Origin of the sequence: Shewanella litoralis, assembly GCF_009828585.1 — a bacterium.
GTDB lineage: Bacteria > Pseudomonadota > Gammaproteobacteria > Enterobacterales > Shewanellaceae > Shewanella > Shewanella litoralis.
Genome location: NZ_WSRZ01000002.1, coordinates 152,765 through 169,458, shown reverse-complemented (window position 1 = coordinate 169,458; position 16,694 = coordinate 152,765). Strand labels below are relative to the sequence as shown.

Annotated in this window: 18 protein-coding genes, 1 tRNA gene and 1 pseudogene; 9 read left to right on the top strand and 11 right to left on the bottom strand. The window is 41.3% G+C overall.

Going from position 1 to position 16,694, the window contains the following annotated elements:
* Positions 1-33 precede the first annotated feature (33 nt).
* From GQA99_RS02810 to GQA99_RS02795, 4 genes and pseudogenes are all read right to left on the bottom strand, one after another.
* Positions 34-1,167, bottom strand: coding sequence for a MalY/PatB family protein (locus GQA99_RS02810; RefSeq protein WP_160052342.1), 1,134 nt, complete (start codon positions 1,165-1,167; stop codon positions 34-36).
* 383 nt (positions 1,168-1,550) lie between these two features.
* Positions 1,551-3,695 carry a bifunctional diguanylate cyclase/phosphodiesterase gene (locus GQA99_RS02805; protein ID WP_160052341.1) on the bottom strand — a complete coding sequence of 715 codons (2,145 nt, stop codon included), beginning with the start codon at positions 3,693-3,695 and terminating at the stop codon, positions 1,551-1,553.
* Positions 3,696-4,421: 726 nt separating this feature from the next.
* Entirely contained in the window at positions 4,422-4,829 is a 408-nt protein-coding gene (locus GQA99_RS02800; protein ID WP_160052340.1) for a hypothetical protein, read from the bottom strand.
* Between the two features lie 294 nt (positions 4,830-5,123).
* Positions 5,124-5,501: pseudogene (locus GQA99_RS02795) on the bottom strand (transposase); the annotation flags it as partial.
* 256 nt (positions 5,502-5,757) lie between these two features.
* Here GQA99_RS02795 and GQA99_RS02790 point away from each other — a divergent pair.
* The 3 genes from GQA99_RS02790 to GQA99_RS02780 are packed head-to-tail and all read left to right on the top strand — an operon-like array spanning position 5,758 to position 8,303.
* Positions 5,758-6,510, top strand: coding sequence for a hypothetical protein (locus tag GQA99_RS02790; protein ID WP_160052339.1), 753 nt, complete (start codon positions 5,758-5,760; stop codon positions 6,508-6,510).
* 30 nt (positions 6,511-6,540) lie between these two features.
* Positions 6,541-7,563: a sensor histidine kinase gene (locus GQA99_RS02785; protein WP_160052338.1), complete on the top strand. Its 1,023-nt coding sequence runs from the start codon at positions 6,541-6,543 to the stop codon at positions 7,561-7,563.
* Positions 7,560-8,303 carry a LytR/AlgR family response regulator transcription factor gene (locus GQA99_RS02780; RefSeq protein ID WP_160052337.1) on the top strand — a complete coding sequence of 248 codons (744 nt, stop codon included), beginning with the start codon at positions 7,560-7,562 and terminating at the stop codon, positions 8,301-8,303. Before GQA99_RS02785 ends, GQA99_RS02780 begins: the two co-directional genes overlap by 4 nt.
* Positions 8,304-8,347: 44 nt before the next feature.
* On the opposite strand, the gene GQA99_RS02775 is transcribed toward GQA99_RS02780, so the two are convergent.
* Both GQA99_RS02775 and GQA99_RS02770 read right to left on the bottom strand, forming a co-directional pair.
* Positions 8,348-9,031 (bottom strand): hypothetical protein, encoded by a 684-nt coding sequence (locus tag GQA99_RS02775; RefSeq protein WP_160052336.1) that lies wholly within the window; start codon positions 9,029-9,031, stop codon positions 8,348-8,350.
* Between the two features lie 104 nt (positions 9,032-9,135).
* Positions 9,136-9,225, bottom strand: a tRNA-Ser gene (locus GQA99_RS02770).
* Positions 9,226-9,548: 323 nt separating this feature from the next.
* Between GQA99_RS02770 and punR the strand changes: the two genes are divergently transcribed.
* From punR to GQA99_RS02740, 6 genes are all read left to right on the top strand, one after another.
* A complete protein-coding gene (gene punR / locus GQA99_RS02765) occupies positions 9,549-10,451 on the top strand; it encodes a DNA-binding transcriptional activator PunR (RefSeq protein WP_160052335.1) in 903 nt (300 codons plus the stop codon).
* Positions 10,452-10,642: 191 nt separating this feature from the next.
* Entirely contained in the window at positions 10,643-11,302 is a 660-nt protein-coding gene (locus GQA99_RS02760; protein ID WP_160052334.1) for a Bax inhibitor-1/YccA family protein, read from the top strand.
* A 65-nt stretch (positions 11,303-11,367) separates the two neighbouring features.
* On the top strand, positions 11,368-11,757 hold the full coding sequence (gene tusD, locus GQA99_RS02755; RefSeq protein ID WP_160052333.1) for a sulfurtransferase complex subunit TusD: 390 nt from the start codon (positions 11,368-11,370) through the stop codon (positions 11,755-11,757).
* Positions 11,758-11,774: 17 nt separating this feature from the next.
* Positions 11,775-12,131 (top strand): sulfurtransferase complex subunit TusC, encoded by a 357-nt coding sequence (gene tusC, locus GQA99_RS02750; RefSeq protein ID WP_160052332.1) that lies wholly within the window; start codon positions 11,775-11,777, stop codon positions 12,129-12,131.
* Positions 12,128-12,436, top strand: a complete 309-nt coding sequence (gene tusB / locus GQA99_RS02745) for a sulfurtransferase complex subunit TusB (protein WP_160052331.1) — start codon at positions 12,128-12,130, stop codon at positions 12,434-12,436. The genes tusC and tusB overlap by 4 nt, the downstream gene beginning before the upstream one ends.
* Complete coding sequence (locus tag GQA99_RS02740; RefSeq protein ID WP_160052330.1) at positions 12,430-12,768, top strand: TusE/DsrC/DsvC family sulfur relay protein; 339 nt, start codon at positions 12,430-12,432, stop codon at positions 12,766-12,768. The genes tusB and GQA99_RS02740 overlap by 7 nt, the downstream gene beginning before the upstream one ends.
* A 62-nt stretch (positions 12,769-12,830) precedes the next feature.
* Here the strand turns inward: GQA99_RS02740 and GQA99_RS20870 are convergent, their stop codons facing one another.
* The 5 genes from GQA99_RS20870 to lolA form a co-directional block, all read right to left on the bottom strand.
* Positions 12,831-12,959: a hypothetical protein gene (locus tag GQA99_RS20870; RefSeq protein ID WP_261732697.1), complete on the bottom strand. Its 129-nt coding sequence runs from the start codon at positions 12,957-12,959 to the stop codon at positions 12,831-12,833.
* A gap of 77 nt (positions 12,960-13,036) precedes the next feature.
* A complete protein-coding gene (gene serS, locus GQA99_RS02735; protein ID WP_160052329.1) occupies positions 13,037-14,323 on the bottom strand; it encodes a serine--tRNA ligase in 1,287 nt (428 codons plus the stop codon).
* Positions 14,324-14,341: 18 nt separating this feature from the next.
* Positions 14,342-14,716 carry a fluoride efflux transporter CrcB gene (gene crcB / locus GQA99_RS02730; protein ID WP_160052328.1) on the bottom strand — a complete coding sequence of 125 codons (375 nt, stop codon included), beginning with the start codon at positions 14,714-14,716 and terminating at the stop codon, positions 14,342-14,344.
* On the bottom strand, positions 14,709-16,040 hold the full coding sequence (locus tag GQA99_RS02725; protein ID WP_160052327.1) for a replication-associated recombination protein A: 1,332 nt from the start codon (positions 16,038-16,040) through the stop codon (positions 14,709-14,711). The genes crcB and GQA99_RS02725 overlap by 8 nt, the downstream gene beginning before the upstream one ends.
* A gap of 8 nt (positions 16,041-16,048) precedes the next feature.
* Positions 16,049-16,693, bottom strand: coding sequence for an outer membrane lipoprotein periplasmic chaperone LolA (lolA, locus tag GQA99_RS02720; protein ID WP_160052326.1), 645 nt, complete (start codon positions 16,691-16,693; stop codon positions 16,049-16,051).
* Position 16,694 lies beyond the last annotated feature (1 nt).

Sequence of the window (16,694 nt, the reverse complement as noted above, 5' to 3'; positions counted from 1 at the left end):
TTTTTTGCCCAGAAACTCAGATTTAATGGCTGATTAAACGGCTAAACCTTGGAGCTTTTCAATCGCTTCGACTAAATAATCTCGTGAGCAACCAAAATTCAAGCGAAAGCAGTCTTTATCACCAAAGTCTCTGCCTGCTGATGGGCCAACACCTTTGGCCTCGCACCAGGCTTGTGTATCGTCGACTTGCAAACCGCTGGCATTAACCCACAGTAAAAAGGTCGCTGCGGGTGAAATAGCAGTTAACCCTTCAATTTTATTGATTTCAGCCACCAAATAATCGCGGTTTTCAATTAAATACGCCACTTGTTGCTGATGCCAGTCATCACAATGTCTAAAGGCTGCATTTGTGGCGGTAAGACCAGTAACGGTTACCGAGGGCAATCTGCCACGGGCGGCATGGTTAAAAGCGTCTCTTAATTGTTGGTTTGGAATAATCGCGAAAGAGGTACCTAATCCAGCAATATTAAAGGTTTTACTCGCAGCCATTAATGTGACTGAATGCTCAGCTAACTCAGGGTGGGCACTGGCGGGTAAATGCGGCACGTCATCTAAAATGAGATCGCAATGTATTTCATCCGAGCACACCATGACGCCATGTTTTCTGCATATTGTTGCAATGGTATCTAACTCGTCCTGGTTTAAAACTGAGCCAAGCGGATTCATTGGATTACACATAATAAATAAGCTGGCTTTAGGATCTGCGGCCGCCGCTTCTAAAGCATTAAAATCGAGGGTCCAGCGCCCTTCTACTTCTATTGAGCCGATGCACGTTCGATTAAGATTATTGATTGCCGGTGCCGCCAATATCGGAGGATAATTGGGTGTTTGCACAATAATCGTATCACCTGCTTGGCAATATGCTGCAATAGCCACATTAAATGCGGGCACCACGCCTGGAGTCCAAACTAGCCAACTAGGCTCAATCTTCCAGTTATAGCGACGTTGACACCATTCAACTACGGCCTCACTGGCATCGGTATCGTGTGCCGGTAACGTATAACCAAAGAGGCCGTCATCAATACGTTTGTGTAAAGCAGATAAAATAGGCTCTGCACAGCGAAACTCAGTATCCGCAATCCACATAGGCAATATATCTGTGCCTTTGTATTTTTCCCATTTATGGGCTTTGGACGATGTGCGATCGGGTTTATCACTGAAATTCATTGCGGGTCCTTCGATTATTAATGTAGCCGTTTGCATAAAACAGCCAATGTAGTTTGTTACTGGCTTTAGATTAAAACACAAGTCAGCATAACCCAAGAACTTGTCTGGAATATTACCGGCGTTGTTTGTCTGAAGAAGACGATAAAAGAGCATTATTGGTGGGCATATCTTTGTGTAAATAACAAAATCGGTATAAGGAACAAAATGAAAAACCTGGCAATGTAGCCTATTGAAAGCTTGCTGGTCACACAGAAAACCATCGATTCGACATCCTCTATTACCGAGATAACTTACAACGTTAACAGCGCTGCAGGCGTTACAGTTGTTAAAAATCCGCCTAAAGGTTTTCACACCAAAACAGACTAAAGATTAACTCACAAACCCTATTTACAAATCCAAGGAGGAGACGCCTGCCATAAATTAATCCACTCTGGGATAGCGCTTGCTGGCATTGGCCTTGCGATACCAAAACCTTGTGCTAAATGACATCCCATCTTGAGTAATTGCCGACCATGCTCCTGGGTTTCAACCCCTTCTGCTATCACCGAACGACCAAATGCCTTAGATAATTCAATGACACCTTTAACAATGGCCTGATCATCCATATCATCTAACATGTCGATGACAAAGGATTGATCGATTTTAATAACATCGGTCGAGAGCTTCCTTAAATAACTTAAAGATGAAAACCCCGTACCAAAATCATCTAGCGAAAAACGTATCCCTAACTGTTTACATTGGCTAATAACCTCAGCGATGTGCTGAGTATCTTTAATAATACTGGATTCTAGAATTTCAAATTCAAGCTGGCCCGCTTGAAAACTATTGTTGAGAAATAACACTTCATTTAATTGATTAATAAAATCTTCATGCTGAAGTTGTAATGGACTGACATTCACACTGATGGGTATGGCTATACCAAGGCGTCGCCATTCACTATGCTGCTTGATGGCCTGGTCAATGACCCATTTACCAAGCTCTATCCCTAATGGTTCTTCTTCAATGTAAGGCAAAAAACGAAATGGCGATAACAGGCCTTCTGTCGGGTGTTGCCAACGGATAAGGGCCTCTAAACCTATAATTTCATTAGTTTCCATATTAATTTTTGGTTGATAAAATAACAAAAATTCATTGTTACTAAATCCGTTGCTTATATGTTCTAACTCTCGATACTGGAGTTTTAGCGCGACATCATTTTCAAAATCAAATTCATGAATGCAATTCTTTCCAAGCTCTTTAGCCCTATACATGGCTTGATCAGCATGACGAATAAGTATGTCTGAGTAACTATTGTCCTGCGGGAAAAATGTCACACCAATGCTCACAGTGACAAAAAGACGCTTATTTTCAATAATAAATTCCTCTGCGATAGAAGAAAGTATTCGCTGTAAAATCTCTCTTGCTTGATGATGACTGTCTAAATCATCCAGAATCAAAACAAACTCATCGCCACCAAATCGGGCAAGTGTATCCCCATCACGTATTACCGTTTTAAATCTGTTTGCAACAAGGCAAAGAAACTCATCGCCTATATCGTGACCGTAAACATCATTGACCTCTTTAAAACCATCCAAGTCTAAGAAGGCTATCGCTATTTGATTGTTGTTACGCTGCGCTTTGATAAGCGCTTGCTGCATTCGGTCCGCTAACAAATTCCTGTTTGGCAAGTGTGTGAGAGGGTCATAATTTGCGGCAAACTTTAACTTATCGTTTAATTCTTTTAATACCTGATTACTTTTTTCAAGTTTGCGTTGATCATTTATTGCATCAGTAATATCTTGAAATATACCACTTAACTTTTCAGCGACGCCCTCGACATACGTGACATGACAGGTCGTTCTAACGTCAATTTTTCTTCCTTTAATCGTATAAGTTTCAAGCTCTAAGTCATACTCTTCACCATGTTGAATAGCAGCATCAAGCGCTGCTAAGAATATTTCTTTTGAGTCGGGTAATAAATAACTAGCGCCAAGATCAACGGTGGGATTAAATTCTTGCGGGGTTGTTTCATAAATGCGGTACGTTTCATCTGTCCAAATCAAATTATTGTCATGCAAGTTGAGTTGCCAGCCACCTAGTTTGCCTATCTCTTGAGACTCTCTCAATAACTCGGTGGTGGTAGCCAGCAGCTCCTCTTGTCTCTTTCGGAAAGTAATTTCTTGGTGCATACCAATCATTCGTGTCGGTTTGCCTTCTGCATCCCATGTAATCGCTTTTCCTGTAGACAATACCCACACATAATGACCGTTTTTGTGTTTTAAACGAACTTCTAATTCACAAAGTTCACTTTGGCCTTGGCAGTGGTAATCATAATTTTTAATCGCCTTGGGCAAATCATCTGGGTGTAATACATCTAGCCAGGTTTGGTAATTAACAGGCATTAACTCCGATAAGCTATACCCTATCATCTCAGCCCAACGTTCATTACAAACAAGACCATCATTTTCAACATGCCAATCCCAGACGCCAACTTTAGTCGCATCGATAACTAACTCATTAACCTCTTGGCTTATCGTATTCTTGTGCATGGCCTTTATACTGTTTGGGATAAAAATGATGGATTTAATCCGCTTATGTAAATAAGCACTATTTGTTTTAAATTAGTCACAAAAGTCTATTTATTGCTGCATTTTGCTTCAACTCTAAACCGTCTTAACGAACGTCAATTCTTTAATACAAGGTAGGCTTGATTGAGCATCAAAGCAAATAGCTTAGTTAATGAACAAATTACAAATATATGAATAAAATAACCAACAGGATGAGATTAGCGATTAAATTTCATTAGGCGATCCCTGACACAACAAGAGTACAGGCAACCAAATGAGAGTGCGTTTTTTGCTCACAATGCATGATTGCAATGATGAACTACATCCAATTAATCAAGAAGCTATAAGTTACTGAACTAGCGCAGTTGTAACAATATACTAAAGGTATTCGAAAAACGATCACGTTCTAGCCATGGGCAAGGATAGCTTGTAGTGAGTAACCTGAGCTCGGGTTAAGTCGCAATCTGGGGTTAAAACCTCAATCTTTCGCCAAAATAAAAAGGCCTTAGGCTCTCGACTGAAAAGTTAAAAAATTCATTTAAATTCAACTTTTTGTATATACTTTTGCATTCTAAGTCTGCAATCGCTAACTGAGATTGACCTTATTCCTGAAGTTAAAAAAATCAATAATTATGAATTGATTTCATTAGGTGTGCAGAGAAATATCTTGACTCACCGGAGGGGTACATACGGCCATGTTAAGTTACTTTATTTAATGCGATACTTTCCTACAACCTCGGTTAATATGACCTTCAGTTTTTCAAATTGGGCAACTCCCATGTCAGTCATTTTAAAATCTCCTACTTCAGAATAAGTTAACTTTGATTGCTGTTCATTTTCCCTGAACATAACTTCAACATATTGCCCTATTAATCCATTACTAACACGCTTCATATCAATGTAATAACTGCCCACCATCCAACATTTATTCGCACTTTCGTCTTCTTGTTCATAATTATCACTAACAAAGCCCAATGCTTTAAGATTAGCGCATAGGGCCATGTATTGTTGTTCAACATTTAACCTGTCAGTATTGAAGCTAATTTCAACATCGGCCGTTGGCAGACATCCACTTAATGCCATTAAGATAGTTGAAAGCATCAAAATCCTTAACATCCACTTATCCTCAAATCACTATAAGATATGGCGATATAAAACAAAAACGGAGCCATTTTTTAACAAATAACATAACTCGTTTTCATGGCTTTGGCGAGGGTTACGATCGATGTGAACAACTCATCAATTTTTATCGATATGGCTAAAATATTAGTTTTAAATTAGTAGTTTACTAACTATTTTCGAAGTTAGGAGCAGCAGAAAAGCTTGATAATCATTAAGTATAAGAAGAATTGTAATTTGATTTGGGATGATGACTTAAGCGCACAGCCAGCGCTGACAATTTGCCGCGCCTTATCGTCGTTTTCGCTCTAAATGCTCACAATACTCTGTTAACGCAGGTAATGCACCGACAGCACCTTTGAATAATGCGCCAAACTCTGTAGTGATTTTAAGCCAATTTTCTGCGGGGATGTTGAGTCTATTCAGTATATCCTGGCTGTTTAAGCTAATGACACCACGTTTATCAACTCGAATAATCCGACCGGTATTTTCAACCAATATTATGTAGTCTTTCACGCTGAACATGAGCCCGTTAGGCATATTGAGCCTTTAATTTCCCACAAACGGTAATAGCTCTGGAGGTTGCTCGCCTTTCATTGCTGAATTGATATGGCGCTGAATACTGGTGTAATCTGAGGTTTCAGGGGTTGCAGCCATTTGGGCGCTGACAGTGTATATACCCAATCAACCTGAAGATACGTGTTTCAGAGCTTCACCTTCCAACCTTTTTACCTATTTTCTCCATCACGAATCTAAACCAGTAGATTAATCATTTGGTCTAACTGTCATTTTCAGCCCCTTAATAAGATTTCTCCCCTGTTTATAGATTATGGATTTCTTCTGCGCAGACAGCACGATACTTTAATTTCACAGCAAGCGGTTCGTAGCGTTGTTAAAAATTATAAATAGCTTAAGAGGAAACACCATGACTACTCATCAACACGTTGCTTTAGCAAAACAATTTAAAACTCAAAAACTAATTAACACCATTCTAGCCATTAGTCTCTTATCGTTAGGAAGTTATGTTTTTCTTGAACAATTAGACAACAGCCCTAGTAATATGATTTTTGAAGAAATTTCTGTTGAACGTATTAATATTATAGAGAAAAATGGACTAAACCGAATGGTGTTATCTAATGCTGACAAAGCACCTGGGGTTGATAAGTTTGGTAAAGAAGTGTTTCGCTCTAATGAGCCTAGACCAGGTATGATTTTTTATAATGATGAGGGCACAGAAAATGGCGGTTTTATTTTCCGGGGAAAAAAAGATAATGGTGAGGTTAATCATGGACTACACATGTCTTTTGACCGCTATAACCAAGACCAGACTATGATGATGCAGCATATTGAGCAAAAAGATTTTATGATCACCGGTTTAACCGTTATGGACAGACCCGATACCGATATGGATTTTGAACTGACTAAGGCATTCCTTAAAGCTCAGTCAGAAGGAGATGCTAATAAGTTAGCTATTCTTGAGCAACAGTATATGGAAGACAATAAAGGTGCGGTGCGTCGTGCTTTTTACGGTACGCTAAATGGCAGCTCGCAATTACGATTAAATGATGCACAGGGTAATAAGCGAATTCAACTGGTAGTAACAGAATCGGGTGAAGCAAAACTAGAGTTTTTAGACGACAAAGGGCAAGTGATTATGCGGTTGCCAGAAAACAAGTAAACGCCAGTGAATTTTAATAGAGTCAACATCATGAATAAACTTATTAATATTATTATTATCAGCCTTTTTTCGATATTTATGGTGTTGTACTCTGCACTTTTACAGGCCAAACCCGGTGAAGCAATTCAATGGCATTTTGATGCTCCAGTGTGGATGGCTATTCAATGTTTTATTGCTCAGTGGCTCACTTTACGTTGGTTTAGCTTCTATCAAAATAGCAAACACACACTAGGTAATACACAATGTTATATACGGGTATTTGTATTCAGTAATGTCAGTTTTACCTTTGCTGTTGCGGGGTTAATTGTCGGGCTTGAGTTTGCGATAGGTATTCAAACAATTAATGTGGCTCATATTATATCGCTTTTAAGTATGCAGTTTATTTTGCATACCATAGTCGGTGGTTTTACCTTAGCATTTAAAATATTTGAAGATATAAAGCAACAACATAGTGCGCTAGAACAAAGTGAAAAAGCGTTACTGCAAAGCCAGGTCAAAACCTTGCAGCAGCATATTGACCCACATTTTTTATTCAATAACCTCAATGTATTGTCTGCATTAATACAACAAGATCCCGATGAAGCGGATGAATACCTAAATACCTTTAGCGATATTTACCGTTATATTTTACAACATAAAGATCACTCTTTAGTCCCGCTTGAGGATGAACTGATTTTTGCAAAAAATTACATGTTATTAATATCGACAAGGTTTGAAGGCGCTTATGTGCTTGAGATTATGAACAAGACTGGGGGGGATTTATGCAGTTATATTTTACCCTGTGCTTTGCAACTCGCGATTGAAAATGTGATTAAGCATAATCAAGGCGATAAGCTTGTCCCTACCAAGATTGAAATAACAATTGATACAGATAAAATCAGTATTGGTAATCAGATAAATAAGAAAAATTTTAAACCTGAGTCTACTCAATTAGGTCTACAAAACTTGCGCACACGTTGCGTGGCTATTTTTAACCAGCCTTTAGAGGTTGAGCATACTGAACAATATTTCAGGCTCACTTTACCTTTATCTGTTCAAAAGGAGCTTGCATGAGAGTGTTAGTGATTGAGGATGAGCCGTTGGCTGCCCAAAAACTGATTGGTTTTATTCATCGTTATAATCCCAATGCTGAAATTGTTGCACAAATTGACAAAGTAGCCGATGTCATTCGTTTTTTTGATAATGAGCCACAGCTAGACCTTATTTTCTCAGACATCGAATTATTAGATGGCCAAGTATTTAACGCCCTAAATGCCCTTGATTTACCCTGCCCTGTTATATACACCACTTCTTATGATCAACATTGGGGAGACGCTTTTCAAAATCAGGGGATTGAATATCTACTAAAGCCTTTTTCATACAAACGCTTTTCTGGAGCTATGTTGAGCTATGAACAGTTAAAACTCAATTTAGCTAAAGTGCAGGTAAACCTGTCCAGTGCTGAACAGCCTAGCTATAAAAGCCGCTTTTTATTGCGTAAATCACAAGTGGTAGAAATACTTAAAACTGATGACGTAGTGTGTTTGCGCGCAGCGGCAGGGGTTATTTCTGCTTACGATAAAGCTGGGCAGCATCATATGTTAACCGGTAACTCGATTACTGAACTTGAACAACAACTCGACCCTAAGCAGTTTTTTAGACTCAACCGCAGTGAGTTAGTTAATTTGAATTATATTCAAAAATTTGAGAATTACGGCAAAGATACCGTAGCAGTTACCACGACAGTGTTAAAAGAGCCGCTGATCACGAGCAAAACACGCACTGCACAATTTAAAAAATGGCTAGATGGTTGAGCAGTACAGCACGAAATTGTAATAGAATTTTTAGTCCCCAAAACTCAGTGGGGGTTGCTGGTGCAGTAATTCATTAAGTGGCACCACTTAAAGAACTGGAATACGGCAGCTAAGTACTCTTTATTGCTTTTGTAGCTTCGGACTTGAGTCAGTAAAGCATCGCGATAGGTCATCGCATCAGCACTGGTGATGTCATGCACACATTTATCATCAGTTTTAAGCTTGGTTTTAAGAGTGGATTTTGATGATACGGTATCAATAAAATGCCGTGTTAGCTGCGCAAACTGCTTGATAGACAGAGGCCTAATGGCTGATTTTTGTTTTGAGATAATAAATGCGCTTAATGCTTCGTTTAACCCAATAAAAGGCTTTTCTTGCGCCAAAGCGGTAGTTTCACGATGTTGAGACAATTTAGTCTCTCTAATGGGGATAGCATGAGGTTTTTGCGTGATGTTGAATGTAATATCAGGATCAGCTGCATCAAACTGAGCTCTAAGATTGTTAATGACCTCATCAACGTAGCGAATAAAGTCATTAATACGGGTTTGATGGTCAATAGACTTGATGATTTTTTTGAGTGCTCCGGCAACATCAATGTTACGGATGACTGCTTCTGCTCTGTCACGAGTCAGTAAGGAGACTTTTACGTCAAAGGGAAAGCCCTTGTCGCGTAAATATTTGGCTAAACAGATACGTGTAAAGTATACGTTGTTGGGTGCTTTGCTCATGTAAAAGTCAGATACATTGTCTGAGTCAATCCTTATGGAGAGCCCCTCTAACGCCAAAAACAAAAAAAGCCGTTGATAATCAACGGCTTTTCTCGTATTTAATGTGGCGGAGGGATAGGGATTTGAACCCTAGAACGGGATAAACCGTTGCCGGTTTTCAAGACCGGTGCATTCGACCACTCTGCCATCCCTCCGAGCGGCCGAATAATATGACAATGGAGGTTTGGTGTAAAGGGTAAATTGAAAATAATCAGTTAAGTGACGATAAAACACTCAGAAGATGAATAAATAGCGTGTGAATGCTGATTTATCGGCACTGTAAGGTCGATTTAGTGACCCACATGGCTGTCATTTTGGGGGTATTGGTAAATAGCCTGCATTCTTTAAACAGGTTATTTGGTCTTTTGCTAAGCAAATTATGTGATTAAACAGCTGATAACCGCGACTTTGCTTGATTTGATTGGGGTTAATGTTTACCTTTACAGCAAGTAATGTTGCCGATGCCAAGGATAGCGAGATGCTTTCAGAACAAGCATTCGAAATGATAGATATAGTTGCCCGAGTGGGCAGTTTTACCGCCGCTGCGAATAAATTAAATAAAGTCCCCTCGGCGGTGAGTTATGCGATTAAACAAATTGAAGATGACCTTGGCGTCATCTTGTTTGAACGTCATCATCGTAGCGTGAGTCTGACGCCTGCGGGTGAGCATTTTGTGGCTCAGTCACGTGAGATCATGACTAAATTGAATAACATTAAGCGTGATACTCAAAAAGTGGCTAACGGTTGGCGCCCTTCGCTGTCGATTGCGATTGATAATATGGTGCGCGCCGACAAGATAAGCGGGTTGATTGCCGATTTTTATCGCCACTTTACCGACATTGAATTAATCATCCGCCTTGAAGTGTATAACGGTGTGTGGGAAGCGTTATCGACAGGTAAGAGTGATGTTGCCATTGGCGCAACCTCGAGTATTCCTGTTGGTGGGGTATTTAAGTCTCGCGATATGGGGATGATTCAGTGGTCGTTTTTGGTCGGTAAAAATCACCCATTGGCTAAAGCTGAACATGCATTAACTGACGAGGAGTTATTACAATATCCGTCAATTTGTTTACAAGATACCGCGCATAATATCGCGCACAGACCTAATTGGTTATTGAATAACCAGCGACGTATTGTGGTGCCAGATTGGATCCGCGCATTAAACTGTTTTCGTGAAGGCTTAGGTGTAGGTTATATGCCTAACCATCTAGCAGATATATTCATCAAAGCCGGTGCGTTGATAGAAAAACAATTAGACAAACCCAAACAAGATACCGCCTGCTGTTTGGCCTGGAACAATGCCAATATGACCCCTGCAATGCAGTGGGTTCTCGATTATTTAGGCGATACACCTAAGCTTAAAAAAGAATGGCTAAGCTAAACGGAAGCTATTGAAGATTATAAGGTTATATTACCCTAAGCTTTATGGTAACGTAGCGACATGAATCGATGTCATAAATTAATTTATATTTAATGTACATTGCTTACGCTAATAACAAAGATTTACTGTCAACGTGAAAACAATAGGTTTTCGCGTTGAACAAATCATTGAGTTAATCTCTGGAGACGATAATGAGTCAACAATCAGTTTTATCCCCTAGTCTATCGACTACTGAAGTCAATAAACTGTTAAAAAACACCTATATGCTGTTATCAATGACATTGGCTTTTGCTGCGGTAGCCGCAGGTTTAAGCATGATGATTGAAATTGGTCGCTGGCCATCACTGGGCTTATCATTAGGTAGCCTAGTGTTATTGTTTGTCACATTGAAAAAAGCTGATACTGCTGCTGGCATTTTTTGGGTGTTCGCCTTTACCGGTATGCAAGGTGCTTCATTAGGCTATATTCTTAACCATTATGCTGGTATGGCAAATGGCCCAGGCCTTATTATGCAAGCACTTGGCTTAACATCCGTTATCTTTGTTGCGTTATCAGCTTATGCACTGACCACTAAAAAAGACTTCTCGTTTATGGGCGGGTTCTTATTTGCGGGTATGCTCGTGATGATTGGCGCACTAGTGATTAACTTATTTGTGCAAAGTTCGATTATGTTTATGGCAATGAACGCGGGTATTGCATTACTGATGACCGGTTTTATTTTATACGACACTAGCCGTATCGTGAATGGCGGCGAAACCAACTACATCCGTGCAACCGTTTCATTATTTTTAGATTTCTTAAACTTATTTATGAGTCTTTTACATTTAATGGGTATGGGCAACGACGATTAATCGCCGATAGAGTTCAGCGTTAAATTACGATAAAATGGCCCTACTTTAGGGTCATTTTTTTTATCATGAGCAAATTCATTATCCAAGTAAACGGCAGTGTTTATGGCTCCAGCGCCAGTTTTCGGGCGTTAGCCTTTTGCCAAAGTGTACTGGCCAATGGCCATGACATCATCACGGTCTTTTTCTACCAAGATGGCGTGACTAACAGCAATGCCCTTACCTGCCCAGCCTCAGACGAAATAGACATGCATGCTAAGTGGCAAACCTTTGCACAGCAACATAATGTGCCGCTCACTAATTGCGTGTCTGCTGCGCTTCGTCGCGGGGTGCTATCACAGCAAGAAGCGGAAGAAAACGGTAAAAGCCATTGGAATAGTAGTGATCATTTTTCCATGGGCGGCTTAGGCGAATTAGTGGTTGGCATAGAAAAAGCCGACCGTTTAGTCAGCTTTTAAAATCGATAGGATTAATCATGAAATCTGTGGCCATTGTATTTCGCCATGCTCCTTTTGGGTCCACCAGTGGCCGTGAAGGTTTAGATGTGGCGATGCTCAGTGCCAGCTTTGAGCAGCAAGTGAGTCTTATTTTTACTGACGAAGCGGTATTACATCTTCTGGGCGGCCAAACCCCAGAGCAAGCAGGCGCAAAGGATTACTTATCAGCTCTAAAAGCACTGCCGTTATACGACATAGATACCGTTTTAGTGTGCAGCGAATCAATGCAAAAAATAGGGCTTAACGCCAGCGAATTGAGTATTGATGCCGAGGTTGCTAGTGCCGATATGATAACCCAAACACTGCAAGCGGTTGATGAGGTATTAGTATTTTGATTTTACATCATATTCAAACTTCAGTATCAACCGATAATGCGCTAAGTACGTGTTTACGTTATTTGCACCCAAACGACAGCATATTATTGGCGGGCGATGCCGTTAACTGCTTATTGCAAACTCAGTGGCAACAGCGCCTCGCCCAGGTTAATTTATTTGTGCTGCAAGATGATATTCAAGCGCGGGGGTTACAGCAGCGGATTGATATAATTGCAGAACATATGTCAGCCGAACTTTTTCATATTATCGATTATTCAAATTTTGTTGAGCAATCACTAAAACATAACAAGGTCATCACTTGGTAAACTCTTTTGAATTTAAGGGTCAACAGATTGAAGTTGATCATCAAGGTTACTTGAAAAATGTCGCCGATTGGCAAGAGGCAATGGCGCCAGTTATTGCAGCGACTGAAAACATTGAACTAACAGAGCAACACTGGGAAGTGATTCGGTTTGTGCGCAATTTTTACCTAGAATACAAAACCAGCCCAGCGATCAGAGTGTTAGTTAAAGCCATTGGCCAAAGCTTAGGTGCAGATAAAGGTAATTCTAAATACCTTTATACCCTATTCCCAATTGGCCCTGCCAAGCAAGCCACTAAAATTGCCGGATTACCAAAACCGGCTAAATGCTTGTAGATATACACCAAACAAAAAGCCCAGTTAAGCATGCTTAACTGGGCTTTTTACTGTCGCTGTTATTACTGCGGTAAAATGTTATCTAATACGATAATCGCCACTTGGCCAAGCAACACGAATACCAACAAGATAAAAAACATTCCAATTGAAGACGACACAAATTTACTGTTGTTACGCTGACCAGTAGCCACCGCTTATTATCCTTTGCAAGTATCAACAACAAGGTGGCTTTGTCTTACTCATTGAGCAAGACAAACCACTAATTATATTAACCAATAACGCTTAAACCGCCCATGTACGGACGTAAGACTTCCGGCACGGTAATGGTGCCGTCTTGGTTTTGATAGTTTTCAAGAACGGCAACAAGTGTACGACCTACAGCCAAACCAGAACCGTTTAGAGTGTGTAAAAGCGCAGGCTTATTGTCGACTTTGCTGCGGTATCTGGCTTGCATTCTACGCGCCTGGAAATCTTTCATGTTTGAACATGATGAAATTTCACGGTAAGTATTTTGCGCAGGAAGCCACACTTCAATATCAAATGTTTTGCTTGCACCAAAGCCCATATCACCGGTACACAACACCATAGTACGGTGCGGTAAACCCAATAATTGCAATACTTTTTCAGCATGAGCGGTAATTTCGTCTAATGCTGCCATTGAGTGATCTGGGTGTGCAATTTGCACTAGCTCAACTTTATCAAACTGGTGCTGACGAATTAATCCACGAGTGTCACGACCGTATGAGCCCGCTTCGCTTCTGAAACATGACGTTAATGCGGTCATCTTCATTGGCAATTCGCTTTCGTCCACTATCATGTCACGCACGTAGTTGGTTAATGGCACTTCAGCGGTAGGAATAAGTGATAACCCCTGGCCTTCTTCTGTGGCCGGTTTGGTGTGGAATAAGTCTTCACCAAATTTAGGTAATTGGCCTGTACCCATTAAGCTGTCTTCGTTAACGAGTAACGGCACGTATGCTTCGGTGTAGCCGTGCTCAGTGGTGTGTAGGTCTAGCATAAACTGACCTAATGCACGGTTTAAACGGGCTATTTGGCCACGCATAATAATAAAGCGCGAACCGGTGATTTTAACGGCGCTTTTAAAGTCTAATCCGCCAAGTGCTTCACCTAAATCTAAGTGATCCTTAACTTCAAAGTCGAATACTTTTGGGGTGCCCCACTGACGCACTTCAACGTTTTCGCTTTCGTCTTTACCTACTGGCACTGACTCGTCTGGCAAGTTCGGTACGCTCATAGCGATTAGGTTGATTTGTTGTAATAGCTCAGCAAGCTCAGCCTTTTTCGCATCTAACTGCGACCCTAAATCACCCACTTGCGCCATAATGGAACTCGTGTCTTCGCCGCGTGCTTTAGCTTGACCAATCGACTTAGAAATCGCGTTACGCGATGCTTGTAAGTCTTCAGTTTCAACTTGAAGCGATTTACGCTTTTCTTCAAGTTTAGTCAATTGTTCGACATCAAGAGTAAAACCACGGGTGGCTAAACGCTCGGCGGTGACTTCGAGTTCGTTACGCAAAAATTTTGGATCTAGCATGTTGTCAGTTCTTTTTAGTTAAACGCGAGAAAATACAAGTTGTTGACCTATATACACCATCAATAAACACAAGGTGACATTCAACAACACATTTAAAATAGCCTTATGCCAAAGGCCGTCCTGCATTAGCAATAAGGTTTCATTTGAGAAAGTCGAAAACGTGGTAAGCGCGCCTAATAAACCCACACCCACCAGGGCTTTAATTTCAGGGCTAACATGACTCAGTTGCCCGAGCGCATAAACAACGCCCATTAAAAACGATCCGACTATATTGACCAACAGTGTACCAAAAGGAAAACTGCTTCCAAATAGCTGGATCATAAATATTGACAGAAGATAGCGCAAAACAGCACCAATTGACCCGCCAAGCGCCACAAGCAACACATTAGTCATAGCGTTTGACCTCACTTTGTCGGTCAAGCTCGTTGAGCTGAGCGAGTTTATCTTGAATGCGCTTCTCAAACCCACGGTTAGTCGGCTGATAAAATTGGCTGTGCTTGAGTGATTCGGGAAAGTAATTTTCGCCAGGGGCAAATGCACCTGGTTCGTTATGGGCATAGCGGTATTCTTTACCAAAGCCGATTTCTTTCATCAGTTTGGTTGGCGCATTACGCAAATGATTAGGTACGGGCTCATGGCCTGTTTGTTTAGCTAACTCTCGTGCGGCGCCAAATGCACTGTAAACGGCATTACTTTTAGGCGCACTGGCTAAATAAAGCACAGCTTGTGCGATAGCGCGCTCACCTTCTGCAGGGCCAATGCGGTGATAGCAATCCCAGGCATTGAGCGCTACGGTCATGGCAACAGGGTCTGCGTTGCCGATGTCTTCTGAGGCAATGGCCAATAAACGTCTGGCAACATAGAGTGCATCGCCGCCGCCTTCTAAAATCCGGCAAAACCAGTAAAGTGCAGCATCGGGGGCGGAGCCTCTAACGGATTTATGTACCGCAGAGATTAAATCGTAAAATTGATCGCCATTTTTGTCGTAACCAGCCGCTTGATGGCCTGCCACTTGAGTGAGCATCTCTGTTGTAAACTCACCTCCATCGCTAACTAAATCACTCATAAGCTCAAGCAAGTTGAGGGCTTTGCGGGCATCGCCTTCACTGATGTCAGCAAGTTGCTTAGCAACATCTGTCGGTAGCCTTAATTGGCGTTTGCCATAACCACGCTCAACATCCGTTAAAGCTTGATTAACAATTAAGCCTATTTCATCTGGCGTTAAGCGGTTTATCAGGTAAACCCGCGCCCGTGACAATAGCGCGTTATTGATTTCAAATGAGGGGTTTTCGGTTGTCGCACCAATAAAGATAACCGTGCCGTCTTCAATAAACGGTAAAAAAGCATCTTGCTGGCTTTTATTAAAGCGATGCACTTCATCGACAAATAATAGAGTGCGTTGACCGCGACTTTGGGCAATGGCTTTGGCCTGCTCAATAGCGGCGCGAATGTCTTTCACACCAGAAGTTACCGCTGAGATGCGCTCGACATGGGCGTTAGCATAATGCGCAATCAGTTCTGCTAAGGTGGTTTTACCGGTACCAGGTGGACCCCACAATAACATTGAGTGAGCCCGATTTGCCTCTAGTGCTCTACGCAGCGGCTGACCTTCACCCAACAAGTGAGCCTGGCCGATATATTCGCTTATCTCCCTTGGCCGCATACGCGCAGCCAAAGGACGAAAATCGGGTGCAAAATCAAACCCTAAATTAGCCATGAAACGACTTAGTTAACTTGCTTTAAACGCTGATCATTAATATCAACGTTGTCTGGTATAGCAAACTTAAACAAACTGTTTTCGGCTGGCAATACTGCGCGCTGGGCAGACAATTGGAATTGACTTAAATTGCCTTGCTCGTCCGTTAAGTTAAATTGAGTGAGTTTGTTGTCGTTAAAGCACACGCTCACGGCAACGACACTGCTGTTTAACTTTTTAGGTTGGATATCAAAACAATTTGATTTCGCTTTGTTTTGACGCTTTATTACTGTGTATTTGTTCCATGTCTCATCATCGCGATGCACTAATAATGCCATTGGCGAAGCGTCTACGGCTTGTGATACATCCATTACGGTCACTTCTTCGGCAAAGGGGTTAAACACCCACAAATTGGTGCCGTCGGCCACAATCAATGACTCGTCTGGCTCGGTTAAGTGCCAGTAAAATTGATTAGGATAAGCCAGTGCAAATACGCCGTTGCCACTTTGAATAGGCTTATTATTAATGTCGGTCACTTGCTGAGAAAAGGTCGCATGCATGTTGTCTATTGTCGCCAACTTGGTGCGTAATTCTGTGGCATCATCAGCCTGCGCAACGGCCGATAGCATGCTCGTCGCGACAAATAGGCCTAATACTGTAATACGTTTATTCATC

Excerpts from the sequence above, each read along its gene's own strand:
- GQA99_RS02810 (WP_160052342.1), bottom strand. The coding sequence starts at position 1,167 with ATGAATTTCAGTGATAAACCCGATCGCACATCGTCCAAAGCCCATAAA.
- GQA99_RS02805 (WP_160052341.1), bottom strand. The coding sequence starts at position 3,695 with ATGCACAAGAATACGATAAGCCAAGAGGTTAATGAGTTAGTTATCGAT.
- GQA99_RS02800 (WP_160052340.1), bottom strand. The coding sequence starts at position 4,829 with ATGTTAAGGATTTTGATGCTTTCAACTATCTTAATGGCATTAAGTGGA.
- GQA99_RS02790 (WP_160052339.1), top strand. The coding sequence starts at position 5,758 with ATGACTACTCATCAACACGTTGCTTTAGCAAAACAATTTAAAACTCAA.
- GQA99_RS02785 (WP_160052338.1), top strand. The coding sequence starts at position 6,541 with ATGAATAAACTTATTAATATTATTATTATCAGCCTTTTTTCGATATTT.
- GQA99_RS02780 (WP_160052337.1), top strand. The coding sequence starts at position 7,560 with ATGAGAGTGTTAGTGATTGAGGATGAGCCGTTGGCTGCCCAAAAACTG.
- GQA99_RS02775 (WP_160052336.1), bottom strand. The coding sequence starts at position 9,031 with ATGAGCAAAGCACCCAACAACGTATACTTTACACGTATCTGTTTAGCC.
- punR (WP_160052335.1), top strand. The coding sequence starts at position 9,549 with ATGCTTTCAGAACAAGCATTCGAAATGATAGATATAGTTGCCCGAGTG.
- GQA99_RS02760 (WP_160052334.1), top strand. The coding sequence starts at position 10,643 with ATGAGTCAACAATCAGTTTTATCCCCTAGTCTATCGACTACTGAAGTC.
- tusD (WP_160052333.1), top strand. The coding sequence starts at position 11,368 with ATGAGCAAATTCATTATCCAAGTAAACGGCAGTGTTTATGGCTCCAGC.
- tusC (WP_160052332.1), top strand. The coding sequence starts at position 11,775 with ATGAAATCTGTGGCCATTGTATTTCGCCATGCTCCTTTTGGGTCCACC.
- serS (WP_160052329.1), bottom strand. The coding sequence starts at position 14,323 with ATGCTAGATCCAAAATTTTTGCGTAACGAACTCGAAGTCACCGCCGAG.
- crcB (WP_160052328.1), bottom strand. The coding sequence starts at position 14,716 with ATGACTAATGTGTTGCTTGTGGCGCTTGGCGGGTCAATTGGTGCTGTT.
- GQA99_RS02725 (WP_160052327.1), bottom strand. The coding sequence starts at position 16,040 with ATGGCTAATTTAGGGTTTGATTTTGCACCCGATTTTCGTCCTTTGGCT.
- lolA (WP_160052326.1), bottom strand. The coding sequence starts at position 16,693 with ATGAATAAACGTATTACAGTATTAGGCCTATTTGTCGCGACGAGCATG.